Annotated in this window: 15 protein-coding genes; 4 read left to right on the top strand and 11 right to left on the bottom strand. The window is 73.9% G+C overall.

Going from position 1 to position 15,181, the window contains the following annotated elements:
• The first annotated feature begins 70 nt into the window (after positions 1-70).
• The gene (locus ACZ5HG_RS06225; RefSeq protein WP_464181106.1) at positions 71-1,129 is read left to right on the top strand and encodes a LacI family DNA-binding transcriptional regulator; all 1,059 of its coding nucleotides are present in this window, start codon (positions 71-73) and stop codon (positions 1,127-1,129) included.
• 23 nt (positions 1,130-1,152) lie between these two features.
• Positions 1,153-1,758: a sugar O-acetyltransferase gene (locus ACZ5HG_RS06220; RefSeq protein ID WP_464181105.1), complete on the top strand. Its 606-nt coding sequence runs from the start codon at positions 1,153-1,155 to the stop codon at positions 1,756-1,758.
• Between the two features lie 74 nt (positions 1,759-1,832).
• Here the strand turns inward: ACZ5HG_RS06220 and ACZ5HG_RS06215 are convergent, their stop codons facing one another.
• Together ACZ5HG_RS06215 and ACZ5HG_RS06210 are read right to left on the bottom strand one after the other, a co-directional pair.
• Positions 1,833-2,819: a universal stress protein gene (locus ACZ5HG_RS06215; protein WP_464181104.1), complete on the bottom strand. Its 987-nt coding sequence runs from the start codon at positions 2,817-2,819 to the stop codon at positions 1,833-1,835.
• 309 nt (positions 2,820-3,128) lie between these two features.
• Complete coding sequence (locus tag ACZ5HG_RS06210; RefSeq protein WP_464181102.1) at positions 3,129-3,896, bottom strand: M15 family metallopeptidase; 768 nt, start codon at positions 3,894-3,896, stop codon at positions 3,129-3,131.
• A gap of 327 nt (positions 3,897-4,223) precedes the next feature.
• On the opposite strand from ACZ5HG_RS06210, the gene ACZ5HG_RS06205 reads away from it, so the two are divergent.
• Positions 4,224-5,864: an endo-1,4-beta-xylanase gene (locus tag ACZ5HG_RS06205; protein WP_464181101.1), complete on the top strand. Its 1,641-nt coding sequence runs from the start codon at positions 4,224-4,226 to the stop codon at positions 5,862-5,864.
• Between the two features lie 13 nt (positions 5,865-5,877).
• Here the strand turns inward: ACZ5HG_RS06205 and ACZ5HG_RS06200 are convergent, their stop codons facing one another.
• The 8 genes from ACZ5HG_RS06200 to ACZ5HG_RS06165 form a co-directional block, all read right to left on the bottom strand.
• Entirely contained in the window at positions 5,878-6,339 is a 462-nt protein-coding gene (locus ACZ5HG_RS06200; protein WP_464181100.1) for a hypothetical protein, read from the bottom strand.
• Complete coding sequence (locus tag ACZ5HG_RS06195; RefSeq protein WP_464181099.1) at positions 6,336-6,527, bottom strand: type II toxin-antitoxin system HicA family toxin; 192 nt, start codon at positions 6,525-6,527, stop codon at positions 6,336-6,338. The genes ACZ5HG_RS06200 and ACZ5HG_RS06195 overlap by 4 nt, the downstream gene beginning before the upstream one ends.
• A 90-nt stretch (positions 6,528-6,617) precedes the next feature.
• Positions 6,618-6,956: a YciI family protein gene (locus ACZ5HG_RS06190; RefSeq protein WP_464181096.1), complete on the bottom strand. Its 339-nt coding sequence runs from the start codon at positions 6,954-6,956 to the stop codon at positions 6,618-6,620.
• 185 nt (positions 6,957-7,141) lie between these two features.
• The gene (locus tag ACZ5HG_RS06185) at positions 7,142-8,026 is read right to left on the bottom strand and encodes an LLM class F420-dependent oxidoreductase (protein ID WP_464181095.1); all 885 of its coding nucleotides are present in this window, start codon (positions 8,024-8,026) and stop codon (positions 7,142-7,144) included.
• A 134-nt stretch (positions 8,027-8,160) separates the two neighbouring features.
• Positions 8,161-10,107 carry a glycoside hydrolase family 127 protein gene (locus tag ACZ5HG_RS06180; protein ID WP_464181094.1) on the bottom strand — a complete coding sequence of 649 codons (1,947 nt, stop codon included), beginning with the start codon at positions 10,105-10,107 and terminating at the stop codon, positions 8,161-8,163.
• Positions 10,104-10,928, bottom strand: coding sequence for a carbohydrate ABC transporter permease (locus tag ACZ5HG_RS06175; protein ID WP_464181092.1), 825 nt, complete (start codon positions 10,926-10,928; stop codon positions 10,104-10,106). Before ACZ5HG_RS06175 ends, ACZ5HG_RS06180 begins: the two co-directional genes overlap by 4 nt.
• Before the next feature lie 8 nt (positions 10,929-10,936).
• Positions 10,937-11,908, bottom strand: a complete 972-nt coding sequence (locus ACZ5HG_RS06170) for a carbohydrate ABC transporter permease (protein ID WP_464181090.1) — start codon at positions 11,906-11,908, stop codon at positions 10,937-10,939.
• Positions 11,909-12,019: 111 nt separating this feature from the next.
• Positions 12,020-13,351: an ABC transporter substrate-binding protein gene (locus tag ACZ5HG_RS06165; protein ID WP_464181088.1), complete on the bottom strand. Its 1,332-nt coding sequence runs from the start codon at positions 13,349-13,351 to the stop codon at positions 12,020-12,022.
• A gap of 181 nt (positions 13,352-13,532) precedes the next feature.
• On the opposite strand from ACZ5HG_RS06165, the gene ACZ5HG_RS06160 reads away from it, so the two are divergent.
• A complete protein-coding gene (locus ACZ5HG_RS06160) occupies positions 13,533-14,570 on the top strand; it encodes a LacI family DNA-binding transcriptional regulator (RefSeq protein ID WP_464181087.1) in 1,038 nt (345 codons plus the stop codon).
• Between the two features lie 94 nt (positions 14,571-14,664).
• On the opposite strand, the gene ACZ5HG_RS06155 is transcribed toward ACZ5HG_RS06160, so the two are convergent.
• Positions 14,665-15,177 (bottom strand): hypothetical protein, encoded by a 513-nt coding sequence (locus ACZ5HG_RS06155; protein WP_464181086.1) that lies wholly within the window; start codon positions 15,175-15,177, stop codon positions 14,665-14,667.
• Positions 15,178-15,181: the final 4 nt, after the last annotated feature.

Here is a 15,181-nt window from a genome sequence, read left to right as displayed (position 1 = left end):
TGCGGCTCGCGCCGCGAGGCACCACGCACGTCCCGGATGGTGACGTCACCATCCGGCTATCATCCCTGCCATGCACACGACCGACGACGCCGTGCCCCCCGATGTCGCGGGGCCCGTCGCACGCGGACGCTCCCACCCGTCGATCGCCGACGTCGCCCAGCTCGCCGGCGTGTCGTCGCAGACCGTGTCGCGCGTGTCCACCGGCGCAGAGAACGTCCGGCCGGCCACCCGCCGCCGCGTGCTCGACGCGATGGCCCAGCTCGGCTACTCCCCCAACCACGCCGCCCGCGCGCTGCGCAACGGCTCCTTCGGCACGATCGGGATGATCGCCCACCGCCTCGCCCGCACCGGCGAGTCCCGCACCGTCGAGGCCGTGGTCGAGGCCGCCCGCGCCGAGGGCTACACCGTCAGCCTGGTCGACGTGCAGAGCCCGTCCTCGGACGACGTCACCGCCGCCGTCGCCCGGCTGTCGCACCAGTCGATCGACGGCCTGGTGATCGTGCGCGCCGAGACCGCCACCCCCACCAGCCTCGTGCTGCCGCCACGGGTTCCCGTCGTCGTCTCCGACTCGCGCTTCGTCGGCCACCACCCCGCCGTCGGCGCCGACCAGGTCACGGGCACCCACATGGCCGTGCAGCACCTGCTCGACCTCGGCCACCGCACCGTGCACCACCTCGCCGGCCCCGCCGACTCCTCCCCCGCCGAGGTGCGCATCGAGGTCTGGCGCGAGCACCTGGTCGGCTCCGGGCGCGAGGTGCACGAGCCGATCCGCGGCGACTGGTCCGCCCGCTCCGGCTACGAGCAGGGCCGCCGGATCGCCGCCGACCCCGAGGTCACCGCCGTGTTCTGCGCCAACGACGAGATGGCCGCCGGGCTGATCCGCGCGCTGTACGAGGCCGGGCGCCGCGTGCCCGAGGACATCTCCGTGGTCGGCTTCGACGACATCCCGCTCGCCGACTTCCTCTGGCCGCCGCTGACCACCGTGCAGCAGGACTTCCACCTGATCGGGCGGCAGCTGATGGACCTGCTGCTGCGGCAGATCCGGCACGGTGCCGAGCTGACCGACCACCGGATCGTCGTGCCCACCCGGCTGATGGTGCGGGAGAGCACGGCGCCGCCACGGGGCTGACGGCTGGGCGTAGGGTCGGGGCCGTGACCTCGACCTCCACCGCCGCAGACGTGCGTCCCACCCCCGACCCCGACCGCTCCGAGTACGACAAGATGGTCGCCGGCGACTGGTACCGCTACCGGATCAGCCCCGAGCTGGCGGAGATCACCACCCGCAACCAGGAGGCGTGCCGCCGGCTCACCGAGATCTACCGCACCGACCCCGACGCCGGGCTCGCGCTGCTGCGGGAGATCGTCGGCGAGGTCGGCGAGGACGTCGACTTCCGGCCCCCGTTCGTCGTCGAGTACGGCCACCACGTCTCGATCGGGCGCGGCACCTTCATCAACACCGACTTCCTGGTGCTCGGCGGCGGGCGCGTCACCATCGGCGAGCACGTGCTGATCGGCCCCTCCTGCCGGTTCTACACGCCGAACCACCCGCTCGACCCGGACGACCGGCGGGCCGGCTACGAGCGCGTGGCCCCGATCGTCGTGGGCGACAACGTGTGGTTCGGCGGCAGCGTCGTCGTGCTGCCCGGTGTCACCATCGGCGAGAACAGCGTGGTCGGCGCGGGGTCCGTCGTGACGCGCGACGTGCCGGCCGGGGTGGTCGTCGCCGGCAACCCGGCGCGGGTGATCAAGGAGATCTGACCGCGCGGGAGCGGGTCCGCAGGGTCGGTGCGGCGCGCGAGAGCAGGGCCGGCACGGCGCGCGGGTGCGGCGGGTCAGCGCGAGAGCGCGGCCTGCTGCGGCACCTGCTCCTGCTGCGCGATCTGCTCCTGCTCGGCGACGGGCCTGGCCTGCGCCGGCCACGCCTCCTGCACCGCGCGCGGCGCCCGCGTGACCAGCACGGGGCAGTGCGCCCGCTGCACCACGGCCCGGCTCACCGATCCCAGCACCAGGCTGGTGAACCCGCCGCGCCCGCGCGTTCCGACGACCACCAGCCCCGCGTGCCGCGAGCGCCGCACCAGCACCTCCTGCGCGCGCCCCTCCGCGAGGTCGTAGGTGACCGTCAGGTCGTGCTGGGGCGCGAACCACTGGCGGGCCCGGTCGAGCGTGCGCTCGCCCTCCTCGACGGCCACCTCCCCCGGCGACCGGCTCGGGTACGCCATCGTCCAGTACGCCGGACGGGTCGTCTCCGTGCCGACCGTCCACGCGGTCACCACCGTCACCGGGGCGCCGCGCAGCCGTGCCTGGTCGCACGCCGCCTCCAGCGCGCCGAAGGACTCCGCCGACCCGTCGAAGCCCACCAGCACCGGGGCGGTGTCGTCCGGCACGCCCGCATCCGCACCCTCCGGCACCACCACCACCGGGCAGGGCGCGTGGTGCAGCACCCCCGAGGTCACCGAGCCGATCAGCGCCCCGGCGAACCGGCCCGCGCCGTGCCGACCCAGCACCACGAGCCGCGCGTGCCGGGCCCGGTCCACCAGCACCCCGGCCGGCGAGCCGTGCTCCACGCAGGCCTGGGCGGTCACCGTCGGCGCTGCCTCGCGGGCCAGCGCGGCCCCCTGCTCGGCGACCTCCTCGACGGCGGCGCGCACCTGCATGCCCAGCCACGAGGACCCGGCTCCGCCACCCTCCTGACCGGCGAAGCCCCAGACGTGCACCACGTCCAGCGCCCAGCCCAGCCGCTCCGCGGCCACCGCCGCCCACCGCACCGCGGTCGACGACTCCTGCGACGCGTCGTACCCGACGACCACCCTGTCGTCCATGGCGCACCTCCCCCGATCGGCGCCTGCCCCTCCAGCGTGCGCCCGTCCGCGCCCGAGTTCCAGGGGCCGGAGGTCCTACGCGCGCCCCCTCCCGCACCCGGGATCCCCCGCGCCCACTCCACCCGTACCCCTGCACTCGCACCCGTGCTCCCCCGCCCCTCCTTCCCACCCCCGTGTCCGGGCCCCTCTCTCCGACGAGGTCGGTGGTTCGGCGGTCCGCGCGGCGTGTCGGCATGGCGTGTCGTGCACGAACCACCGACCTCGTGGGGTTGGAGGGACGAGGTTGGGGTTGGCCAGGGGGTACGCGGGTCAGCGGCCGGTGGTGGAGAAGTGCTGGTAGTCGATCGGGCTCGCCCAGTCGCCGCCCCACTGCCAGCCGTGGGCGGCGAAGGTGCGCACCACCGCGTCGTCGGCGTGCAGCACCCCGGGCTCGTCGGGGCGGGAGGCGTACGGGATGCCCTCGGGCGGCAGCACCAGGGAGCCGCGCACGTAGGGGTTCTCGCGGGGGTTGAGGTCGATCGCCCGGCCGTAGGCGTGCTCGGACCAGCCGGTGCCGCGGCTGATCGGCCGGCAGTTGAACGCGGAGGTGTTGTCGGCGGCCATCGAGGCGTCGTCGCTGCCGCCGTAGTCGTCCACCAGGCGCATCGACCGGATCGGGTAGCCCAGCGCGAACAGCTCGCCGAAGACCGCCACCACGCTCTCCGCGACGTCCGCGTGCACCACGATCTCGCCGGTCACCACCGCGCCGGTCATGTCGAGGTGCGTCACCGTCACGTAGCGCAGGTCGGCCAGCGGCACCGGGCAGCCCTCCCGCCAGGACGGTGCCATCCGTGCAGCGAGGTCCGGGGTGATCGCGGCGATCGTGCTGGTGAACATGGGGCCCTCCGGTGCGAGCGCGTCCGGCGCGGGTCCGTCGTGCGCCGTCCAGGGCAGGTCGCCGACGGCGACGGGGGTGGGGTCGGCGGTCGGGCTCGCGGCAGGAGCGGGCGAGGTCACGGGCGGCGAGCCGTCTCCGTCCGTGCACCCAGCGAGCAGCAGCCCCGCGAGCACCAGCGCACCCGCACCCTGCGCACTCATCAGCGCATCCCCGAGCGCACGCGCACCCACCAGCGCACGCACCCTGCGCGCACCCCTGAACCCCGCACCCGCTCCCCCTCCCGGACCCCGCACGCCCCGCCCCTCCACGAGGTCGGTGGTTCCGCAGCCCGCACGGCGTGTCCCCACGGCGTGTCGTGCGCGAACCACCGACCTCGTCGTCCTGGGGGGGACGGGAGGGCTCGGCGGCTGCGTGTCACGTTCACGATGACAGACCGTGGCGATCGTGCCTACGGTGGGGACGCAGCGCCGCGCCGACACCCCCGTGATCGACCGCTCTCGATCGACCGACCGTGAGGACCCGTGCCTGTGCGCCGACCGACCGCCGCCCCGCTGCTCGTCGTGCTGGGCGTGCTGCTGCTGTCGGCGCTGGTGCTCCTGCTGGTGCTCCGCCCGAACCGCGAGGACGCGCCCGACGACGGCGCCCCGACCCCCACGCCCAGCGCGTCCGCGTCCGACCCGGCCGCCGACCTGACCGCGGACCTCACCACCGTGCTGAGCAGCGGATTCGACGAGGGCGACGACGGCTGGCAGCCCCTCGGCGAGGCGGTGGAGGTCGCCCGCGTGGAGGACGTCACGCACAGCGGCGCGGGCAGCCTGCGGATCACCGGGCGCACCGAGGCCTGGCACGGCGCCGCCGTGGACGTGTCCGGCGTGGTCTCGCCCGGCGTCCCGCACACCGTCACCGCCTGGGTGCGCACCGGCGGGGGCGAGGCTGACGTGCAGCTCACCCTGGAGCGCGACCCCGACGGCGAGCCGGTCTACCTGCACCTCGACCCGGTGCGCGCGGGCGACGACGGGTGGACCCCGGTGGTCGGCACCGTGGACGTGCCCGAGGGCGCGGGGCCGTGGCGGCTGTACGTGGAGACCACCGGCGCCCTGTCCGACCTGAGGATCGACGACGTGACCGTGAGCCGCCCCAGCCCGCCCGTGCAGACCGACGTGCCCGCCTTGCGCGACGTCGCCCCGTTCCCGGTGGGCACCGCGGTCGGCCCGCAGGACCTCACCGGCCGGCCCGCCGAGCTGCTCACCCGGCACTTCGACCAGGTCACCCCCGAGAACGCGATGAAGCCGATCACCGTGCAGCCCGTCGAGGGCGAGTTCGACTTCGGGCCGATGGACCAGGTGCTCGACGCCGCGGTCGCCGGCGGTCTCACCGTGCACGGGCACACGCTGGTCTGGTACCGGTCCACCCCCGACTGGTTCTTCCAGCGCCCGGACGGCACCCCGCTCACCAGCAGCGACGAGGACCGTGCTCTGCTGCTCGGCCGGCTGGAGACGCACGTGCGGACGATCGCCGACCACCTCGCGCAGCGCTACGGCGACGCGAACCCGGTCCGCTCCTGGGACGTGGTGAACGAGGCCCTCGACCCCGCGCAGGACGACGGCCTGCGCCGCAGCCGCTGGTACCAGGTGCTCGGCCCCGGCTACGTCGCCGACGCGTTCCGGATCGCCCGCGACGTGCTCGGCCCCGACGTCGCGCTCTACCTCAACGACTACGAGACCGAGCAGCCGGACCGCCGGCGCGCGCTGGTCTCCCTGGTGCAGGGGCTGCGGAACGAGGGCGTGCCGATCGACGGCGTGGGCCACCAGATGCACCTGCGCCTCGGCGCATCCACCGACCGGATCGACGCGACCCTGGACGCGGTCGGCGACCTCGGTGTCGACCAGGCGATCACCGAGCTCGACGTGGCGATCAGCAGCCGGGACGAGCACCTCGACAGCACCCCCGCCGACCGCGTCGAGCAGCAGGGAGCCGACGTGGAGGCGCTGCTGCGGGTGCTCGCCGCGCACGACCCCGCGTTCGTCAGCGTCTGGGGGCTGTACGACACCCGCTCGTGGCTGCGCACCTGGCCGCGCGACCGCCCGTTCGAGGCGCCACTGCTGTTCGACGACGACCTCCAGGCCAAGCCGGCGTTCTGGGGGTTCGTGCGCGGCGTGGAGGGGTAGCCCGGTCCCGGGATCAGGACGAGAGCAGCTGGTTGGCCCGTTGCCCGGACACCCCGAGCACGGTGCCGATGTCGCGCTGCGGGACGTGGTGCTCGGCGAGCGCCCTCGCGAGCGCCTGGGTCTGCTCCCGGGCCCGCTGGTCGTAGTCGGCCGCCAGGCGCCGCAGGTCGTCGATGGCCTCGAGCCGCGCCTCGACGTCGACGTCCTCGACCGGTGCGTACCGGATCTCGACCTCGACCTGGTCCTCGGGCACGTCACGGACGACGGCGACCAGGCCCCGAGCCATGTCCGCGACCTCGGCGACACGACGCGCCTGGGTCAGGCCGAACCCGGGCACCTCGACCATCCACCACCTGCCGTCGCGGGAGACGTTCGCGACGGCACGGATCAGACCGGGGCTGTCGGGCACGACGGACTCCTGCGGATGCTCGGGACGGCTCGGGTTCTTGCTGCGGGCACGCGGATCGTTCGTCATCGTCGGGCTGCCTCCTCGATGCGCGCGGCCTCGTCGATCGCGGCGCGGATGGTGCGGTAGACCCCGGGGCTGATGACCCGGTGCCCGTCGGGCACCGGTATCGCCACGCCCGTCGCGTGCTTCCACAGGGTGTGCGAGCCGCGTGTCCGCAGCGGCGCGAACCCGGCGGTCCGGAGCTCCTTGACCACCGTGCGGGTCGCCTGCTCGCTCCATCGACAAAGTCTAGTCACGATTGACTGTTCCAGTCCAGCACGACTAGACGCGGCACTTCGAACGCGTCACGCGATGGCGCGGACCTCCACCGGCAGCGTGGTGGCACGGGCCAGCCGGGCGCCCCACTCCAGCGCGGCGTCGCGGTCGTCCACGGCGACGATCGTGAAGCCGCCCAGGTGCACGTCGCCGGGGACCGCCGGGCCGTCGGTGACCCGCACGTCGCCGTCGGTCACCCGGAGCACCGTGGCGGCGGCGGGCAGCTCCAGCCCGCAGGTGAAGACCCAGACCCCGGCGGCGCGCATCTGGGCGTCCACCGCCTCGACCTCGGCCATGATCCGGTCCAGCACCGCGGGCTCCGGGACCGGGCCGTCGGGCTGGACGATGCTGAGCAGGTACTGGGTCACGGTGCGCACCTTTCGGGGGCGGGCCGCGGGCCGGGCGACGCTGCCCGGTGCTGCGGCGAGGAGACCCACGGTGCCAGGTCGCGGGGCGGCGCGCACCGGGTCGGCGCGGATCCGCCCGCGGGCAGACGGATGCGGGGCGGCACGGCCGGGTCACGTCACCGGCCGCACCGCCCCGCGAGCGCCGGTCAGAGGTCGCGCACGGCCTCGACGGCAGGGGTGACGGCGTCCCGCACCCAGGCGGCGAGCGGGGTGGTCGGCGGCCGCAGGATCGCGGTCTCGACACCGAGGGCGGCGTAGGGGCGCAGGCTGTCGACGAACGCGGGGACGTCGCCGCGCAGCAGGTCGTCGCCCCCGATCAGCAGGGTGGTGCGGATCTCCGCGGGGTCGCGGCCGAGGTCCTCGCAGTGCCCGCGCAGCACGTCGAGCTTGTGCGCGACCTCGTCGGGGGTGGTGGCGAACAGGTTGCAGGCGTCGCCGTACTGCGCGACCAGGCGCAGCGTCTTGCGCTCGCCGGAGCCGCCGACCATGATCTCCGGCCCGCGACCGGGACGGCTCAGCGGCAGCGGACGGCACAGCGTCTCGGCGAGCTGGTAGTGCTTGCCGGTGTAGGGGCCCTCCTGCGCAGGGTCGAACATCTGCTGGGCGATCTGCAGGGTCTCCTCCAGCCGCTCGAAGCGCTCGGCCAGTGGCGGGTACGGCACGCCGAGGGCCAGGTGCTCGCGCTCGTACCAGGCGGCGCCGATGCCGAAGGTGGCGCGCCCGCCGGACAGCACGTCCAGGGTGGCGACGATCTTGGCGAGCAGACCGGGGTACCGGTAGGTGACGCCGGTGACCAGCACGCCGAGCTGCACGGTCTCGGTGCGCGCGGCGAGGAAGCCGAGGGTGGTGTACGCCTCCAGCATCGGGTCCTCGGCGGGGAAGCCGCCGGGCTCCATCTGGAAGTAGTGGTCCATGACGGACAGCCAGGCCAGGTCGGCCTCCTGCGCCGCCTCGGCGGTGTCGGCCAGGTCCTGACGCAGGTGGGCGGGCTCGACGGCGTCGAACCGCATGAGGTGGGCACCGAGACGCATGGGTGTGCTCCTGGGGGGTCGGATCCGGTCGCCGCGCAGCACGACGACCGGGTCCGACGATCCCCCTTCGAGCGCGCTCGAAGTCAAGTCGGCAGAGCGAGCGCGCTCGAAGTCAAGCCGGCACAGCGAGCGCGCTACCCCACCGGCAGCCACACCCGCATCGTCGCCGGTCCCCGCTCCGCCCAGGAGTGGTACGGCACCAGCGGTATCGCCACCTCCGGCCCGACCCCCGCACCCGTGCCGGACGCGTCCCGGTACGGCCACCCGTCCGCCCGGTGCCGGACCACCCGCCCGCGCAGCACCGCCACCGGCCGCACGCCGTCGCCACCAGCCCCGCCGCCCGCGCCCAGGTCCTCCGCCGTCGTCCCGGCGAGCACCCGCACGTCGTCCACCCCGACCCCCGCGGGCAGGTCCACCGACTCGGCGCAGAGCACCACCGGCCCGCGCTCGACCGCGATCGTGCCGCGCACCGCGTCGATCCGTCCGTCGGCGGCCGTGATCCGCGGGGCCACCGGCAGGTCGAGCCGGATCACGTCCCCCACCGCGAACGCCCGCCGCACCACCACCTGCGACAGCCCGGCGTCCACCGCCGTCCCGTCCAGCAGGGCCTGCCCGCGCGCCCAGGCGGGCACCCGCAGCGCGATCTCCCACTCGCCGCCGGGCGCGTCCGTGACGGTCACCGTGATCGCCCCGTCCTCCGGGTAGCGGGTGCGCACGTCGAGCCCGATCGTCCGCCCGTCGCCGAGCACGGCCCGCACGGTCCCGCCGGCGTACTGGTGGATCTGCACCCCGTCGTCCGTCGTGGTGGCGACGTAGCAGGCAAGCTGCGCGAGGGTGCGGGCGACGTTGGTCGGGCAGCAGGAGACCTCGAACCAGGGCGCCCGCAGCTGGGCGGCGGCACGGGGGCTGACCGCGTCGGCGTCGGCGACCGCGCCGGGCCGGCGCAGGTGCAGCGGGTTGGTGTAGAAGAACGACCGGCCGTCGGCGGCGGGCGAGGTCGCGACGACGTTGAGCAGGGTGCGCTCGATGGTGTCGGCGTGCGCGGGGTCGCCGGTGGCGAGCAGCAGCCGCCAGGCGACCATGATCGAGCCGACGCCGGCGCAGGTCTCGCAGTAGGCGCGGTCGGCGGGCAGCTCGTAGTCCTCCCCGTAGGCCTCGTCCTGGTGGTGCGAGCCCATGCCGCCGGTCAGGTAGGTGCGCCGGTCGAGCGTGGTGGCGTACTGACGGCGGACCGCGTCGAGCAGGTCGGTGTCCCCGGTGTCCACCGCGACGTCCACGGCGGCGGCGGCCAGGTAGAGCGCCCGCACGGCGTGCCCGCGCAGCACGGTCGCCTCGCGGATCGGCTGGTCGTCCTGGTAGTACGCGCGCCCGAACTCGATCTCCGGCAGGGTGCCGGTGCCGCGCCGGGCGAGGAACAGCGCGGCCTGGTCGAGGTAGCGCCGCTCCCCCGTCGCCCGCGCGAGCTCCGTGAGCGCGACCTCGATCTCGGGGTGCCCGCAGACCGACGCGATGCCGTCCGGCCCGAAGGTGTCGCAGACGTGGTCGGCGGCGCGGCGGGCGATCGTGACCAGGTCGTCGTCGTGCCCGGTGCGCAGCCGCGCGACGGCGGCCTGGATCAGGTGGCCGTAGCAGTACAGCTCGTGCCCCCAGGCCAGGTCGCTGTACCGCGCGGGCTGACCGGGCCTGCCGTAGCGGGTGCTGAGGTACCCGTCCGGCTCCTGCACCTGGCCGATCAGCGCGGTCAGCTCGCCGATCCGGGCCTCCAGCCGGGGGTCGCCGGTGCGGCCGACCTCCCACGCCATCGCCTCGATCAGCTTGTAGACGTCGGAGTCGGAGAACTCGCGGCCGGCGCGGCGCCCGACCAGGGTGCCGTCCAGGGCGCGCGCGAAGTTGCCGATCCAGCCGACCCGCTGCTCCCAGGTGTCGCAGTGGTCGATCGTGGCGGTGGCGTTGACCCGCTGCCGTTCGCCCCAGAACCCGCCGTCCAGGCGGACCTCGTCCAGGGTGAGCGGGCGCAGCGCGCCGGTCGCGGGGGCCACGGGCAGCGCGCGGCTGCCGGTCGTCGTCGTCACGGGGGTCATCCCTTCAGGGCGCCGGACATGAAGCCGCGCACGTAGTGGCGTTGCAGCACGAGGAACAGCACGACGCAGGGCAGGGTCAGCACGACCACGCCGGCCTCGGTGGCGCCGTAGTCGATGACGCCCATCACCTGCTGGCGCATGTTCACCAGGGCCAGCGGCAGCGGCGCCTTGTCCCCGCCGAGCAGGTACAGCGGCACCATGAAGTCGTTCCACGCCGCGAGGAAGGCGAACAGGCCGACCGTGATCAGCCCGGGCTTGACCGCGTGCACCAGGATCCGGCGCAGCGCCCCGAAGGAGCCGCAGCCGTCGACCAGCGCCGCCTCCTCGATCTCGCGCGGGACCGCCTCGAAGGAGATCCGCATCATGAACGTCGCGAAGGGCAGCTGGAACACCGCCAGCACGAACGCGACGCCGACCAGCGTGTTGTTCAGGTGGATCGCCTTGAGCCAGATCATCAGCGGGATCAGCAGCGTGGCGTACGGGACCATGAGGATCGCCAGCGTCACCAGGAACAGCAGGTTCTTGCCGGGGAAGGTGAACCGCGCGAAGGCGTAGCCGCCGAGCGTCGAGGCGAGCACCGTGAACACCACCGCGCACACCGAGATCACCACGGAGTTCGTCAGGTAGGTGCCGATGCCGGCCTGGTACTGCGCCAGCGTGGCGTAGTTGTTCCAGCCCATGCCGTCCACCTGCGCGGAGCCCGGCTGCGGGGAGATCGAGCTGATCGTGGTCCAGATCAGCGGGTACAGGAAGATGATCGCCAGACCGCCCGTGAGGACGTAGTACGGCGTGCGGGTCAGACCGCGGGAGATCGCGTGCACCGGTGCCCTCACTCGTCGTCGGCGCCGCGCAGCACGCGCAGCTGGAAGAAGTTGATGACCACCAGCGCGAGCAGGGCGATCACGGACAGCGCCGCCGCCATGCCGAGATCACGCTTGGACTCGAAGGCCAGGTTGTAGACGAGCTGGACGATCGTCATGGTCGATCCGTCCGGGCCGCCCTTGGTCAGGATGAAGAACTGGTCGAAGGCCAGCAGTGAGCCGGTGACGCACATGACGGTGGTCAGGGCCAGCGAGGGCCGCAGCAGCGGCAGGGTGATCCGGCGGAAGCACTGCCAGGTGCCGGCGCCGTCCAGCCGCGCGGCCTCGTAGACGTCGGCGGAGATCCCCTGCAGCCCCACCAGGAGCAGCAGCATGTAGAAGCCGGTGTACCGCCAGACGATCAGGAACACCGTCCCCCACAGCGCCCCGCCGGGGCTGCCGAGGATCGACACCAGCCCGTCGGTCAGCCCGAGCCGGTCCAGCAGCGGGCTGATCGGCCCCACCTGCGGGGAGTACAGCGCGTAGAACAGCAGCGAGGACGACGCCAGGCCGAGCGCGGTCGGCAGCAGGAACGCCGTGCGCAGGAAGGAGTGCCAGCGGCTGCTCTCCTGCACCAGCAGGGCCAGGCCGAGCCCGAGGCCGATCAGCAGCACCGTCGCGATCACCGTGTACGTGAGGGTGAACCGCACCGCCGGCCAGAACATCCGGTGGTCCAGCACCGCCGTGTAGTTCTCCGGCAGGTTCACGCCCTGGCGGCCGCCGAGCAGCATCCAGTCGGAGCCGGACATCACGAAGACCAGGCCGATCGGGATGACGAAGAACACCAGCACCAGGGCGGCGGTCGGGCTGGCGTAGGCCCACCCCTGCCAGGAGGGACGGCGGGTGCCGCCCGCCGGACGGGGGCGCGGGGCGCGGGGCGGGCGCGGGGGTCGGGGTGGGGCGACGCGGCGAGCGGCGGTCGCCGTGCTGGGGGCTGTCATGAGGGCTCCTGCGGGTGGTGCGGGGTGGCGGGCGCGGGTGCGGGCACGGCGGGTGCGGGGTCGCGGCGGAGGCGGAGGAGCGCCCCCGCCGCGAACCCTCGCGGGTGCGCGCTACTGCGCGAGCACCTCGGTGATCGCCTCGTTGTCGGCCGGCAGGGTGTCGCTGCCGTCGAAGACCGCGCTGCGCAGGGCGGTGATCCACGGGCTGCCGGCGGCGTTGAACGCCTCGGAGAAGTACGGCGCGACCGGGGTGCGACCGCTGGCGACCACGGCGTTCATCGTCAGGGCCAGCGGGTCGGCGGCGGTGTACTCGTTGTCCAGCAGGGAAGTCCGCGCGGGGACCTCGCCGGCCTTCGCGATCACCTCGAGCTGGGTGTCGTCCGAGGTCAGCCAGGACAGGAAGTTCCACGCCTGGTCCACGTGCTCACTGGTGGAGGAGATGCCCATGGCGTCACCGCCGAGGAAGGTCGACTCCCCGCCGTCCACGCCCGGGATCGGGCCGACGCCGACGTCGATGCCGGCCTCCACCGCCGCGAAGACCGCGGTGTTCGGGTACTGCATCACACCGACCGACCCGTTGGAGAACGGCGCCGTCCAGGTGGACCCGTCCTCCTCCTTGGAGCCCGCACCGACCGCACCGGCCTCGACGAGCCGGTGGTACGCGCCGAGCACCTCCGTGGCGGCGTCGCCGTCCAGCAGCGACTCGGTGCCGTCGGCGGACAGCACCTCCTCGCCGGAGGCCCAGATCATCGGGAACAGCGTGAACACCGCGGCGCCGCCGCTGTTGCCGGCCAGGTAGGTGCCGGAGACGCCGTCCTGCCCGAGCGCCTGCACGGCCTCCGCCTGCTCCACGTACTCCTCGACGGTGGTCGGCCCCGCCTCCGGGTCCAGACCGGCCTGCCGGTAGAGGTCCTTGTTCCACGCCATCACGGAGATGTCGGTGACGAAGGGCAGCGTGTGCTTCGCCCCGTCGGCGTCGGTGCCGGCGTCGATGTGCCCCCGGGCGATGTCGTCGGCGTAGGGCAGCGCGTCGATCCGGTCGGTGAGGTCGGTGAACAGCCCGTTCGCGACCCAGTACGGCAGGCGCACGACGTCACCGGCGAGCAGGTCGGGCAGCTCGCCGTTGGTGGCCGCGCCACCGACCTTCCCCTCCATGTCGTCGTTCGGGATGATCTCCAGCTTCACCTGGTTCTGGTGCGTCTCGTTGTAGGCGTCGACCAGCATCGTGGCCTGGCGCTCCAGCGGTGCGCGGGTCCACATGGTCAGGGTGGTGCCGTCGTCCAGGCCCTCGACGCCCACCTCGGCGGCGGCGCCGGGGTCGTCGGAGCCGCTGTCTCCGGATCCGCAGGCGGCCAGGCCGCCGGTGAGCAGCGCACCGGCGGCGAGCGCGGCCAGGGCACGACGCGCGCGGGGCGTCCGTGCGGGGTTGCGGCTGATGGTCATGGTGGTCGTCTCCTCGGGTTCTTCGTCGTCGAAGCACGCGGGCCCGTCGGAGGGACGGACCGTGGGGAGCGTGTGCTGTGCATCACCGATGAAACAGACCGAAAAGGTTTTCGTCAACAATCCGCGCTACGCTCCTGATCGACGGTGACCGCAGCGTTCACCCGATCGAAGGAGACAGCCGGTGGCAGGGACCGCACGATCAGGCTTCCGTCGCAGCACGCTCAGCGATGTCGCCCGGCTCGCCGGGGTGTCCGTCGCCACCGCCTCCAAGGCCCTCAACGGGCGGGCCCAGGTGCGCGCCGAAACACGTGATCGCGTGCTTTCCGCCGCCGAGCAGCTGTCCTTCACGCCGAACCCGCTCGCCCAGGGGCTGCTCGCCGGACGCTCCGGCACCGTCGGCCTGGTCACCCACGACCTCGAGGGCCGGTTCTCCATCCCCACGATGATGGGCGCCGAGGACTACTTCGGCTCCGACGAGGTCTCCGTGCTGCTGTGCGACGCCCGCGGCGACGCCATCCGCGAGCGGCACCACGTGCAGGCGCTGCTCGGCCGCCGCGTCGACGGGCTGATCGTCGTCGGTGCGCGTCCCGACCCGCGTCCCTCCCTCGGCCGCGACCTGCCGGTGCCCGTCGTCTACGCCTACGCCCCCTCCGCCGACCCCGCCGACCTGTCCGTCGTCAGCGACAACGTCGGCGCCGGCCGGCTCGCCCTGGAGCACCTGCTCACCTGCGGCCGCCGCCGCATCGCGATCATCTCCGGCGACCCCGACTACGGGGCCGCCCACGACCGCGCCGACGGCGCCCTCGCCGCACTGGCCGAGGCCGGGCTCGAACCCCTCGGCGGCGGCGTCACCTTCGGCTCCTGGACCGAGGCCTGGGGCCGCGGCGCCACCCGCCTGCTGCTCACCCGCCACCCCGAGGTCGACGCCGTGCTCTGCGGCTCCGACCAGATCGCCCGTGGCGCCATCGACGCCCTGCGCGAGGCCGGCCGCGACGTCCCCGGAGACGTCGCCGTGATCGGCCACGACAACTGGGAGATCCTCGCCACCGGCGCCCGCCCCGAGCTCACCAGCGTCGACATGAACCTCGAAGAGCTCGGCCGGCTCGCCGCCCGCCGGCTCGCCGAGGCGATCGACGGCCACGGGCGGCACGAGCGGCACGGGGTGGAGACGATCGGCTGCCGTGTGGTGCCGCGGGGGTCGACGGCGCCGGTGGGGTGAACGGGTCGGCCGCGCCGGGGGTGAGCCGGCCGTCAGCGCGCCAGCCGCGTGAGCAGGTCGGCGCTCGAAGGGTCAGCGTGGGCATGTGCAGGCGTCACGAGCCCGAGCGCTCGGACCGCTGTCGTTCGGCGATCCGTGCGGTCAGGCGGTCGAGCATCGCGCACCCGGCCACCCAGTACTGATACGCGTTCGGCCACGAGTCGAGCAGTGCGCCGTCGAGGCGGTGCACCGGGTGCCCGCCGTCGGTGACCGGCCCCGCCATGTCGACGACGCACAGCGAGGTCTCACCGACGTGGATCGGGTAGATCGACTCTCGCGGCGGGAAGTCGATCGCAGGACCGTCCTCGTAGTAGCCCCGCAGCATCGCCTCGGCATCGCGCCACCGGGGTCCCGCGCCCATGTCGCACGTGCCGAGGACATCCCCGTGGAAGAACGCCGACCGCCATCCGTCCACCTCACGCAGGATCGCCGCGTGATGCGCGTCGAGCGGGTGCCCCAGGCGCTGCTCCGCCGCCGCGAGATCCGCTCCCGTCGCCCGGACGCCGAACCCCGGCATCGGGTACACGTCGGGATCGACCTGCTCCAGCGCGATGCGGCGACGCAGCATCTCC

It is taken from the genome of Cellulomonas sp. GTC20042 (genome assembly GCF_055389595.1).
Note: the sequence above shows the minus strand (reverse complement) of the source record. Positions and strands in the feature narration are given on the sequence as shown.

Bases quoted from the DNA above. Each gene is read 5' to 3' on its own strand.
- ACZ5HG_RS06225 (WP_464181106.1), top strand. From the start codon at position 71: ATGCACACGACCGACGACGCCGTGCCCCCCGATGTCGCGGGGCCCGTC.
- ACZ5HG_RS06215 (WP_464181104.1), bottom strand. From the start codon at position 2,819: ATGGACGACAGGGTGGTCGTCGGGTACGACGCGTCGCAGGAGTCGTCG.
- ACZ5HG_RS06210 (WP_464181102.1), bottom strand. From the start codon at position 3,896: ATGAGTGCGCAGGGTGCGGGTGCGCTGGTGCTCGCGGGGCTGCTGCTC.
- ACZ5HG_RS06200 (WP_464181100.1), bottom strand. From the start codon at position 6,339: ATGACGAACGATCCGCGTGCCCGCAGCAAGAACCCGAGCCGTCCCGAG.
- ACZ5HG_RS06185 (WP_464181095.1), bottom strand. From the start codon at position 8,026: ATGCGTCTCGGTGCCCACCTCATGCGGTTCGACGCCGTCGAGCCCGCC.
- ACZ5HG_RS06180 (WP_464181094.1), bottom strand. From the start codon at position 10,107: ATGACCCCCGTGACGACGACGACCGGCAGCCGCGCGCTGCCCGTGGCC.
- ACZ5HG_RS06170 (WP_464181090.1), bottom strand. From the start codon at position 11,908: ATGACAGCCCCCAGCACGGCGACCGCCGCTCGCCGCGTCGCCCCACCC.
- ACZ5HG_RS06165 (WP_464181088.1), bottom strand. From the start codon at position 13,351: ATGACCATCAGCCGCAACCCCGCACGGACGCCCCGCGCGCGTCGTGCC.
- ACZ5HG_RS06155 (WP_464181086.1), bottom strand. From the start codon at position 15,177: ATGCTGCGTCGCCGCATCGCGCTGGAGCAGGTCGATCCCGACGTGTAC.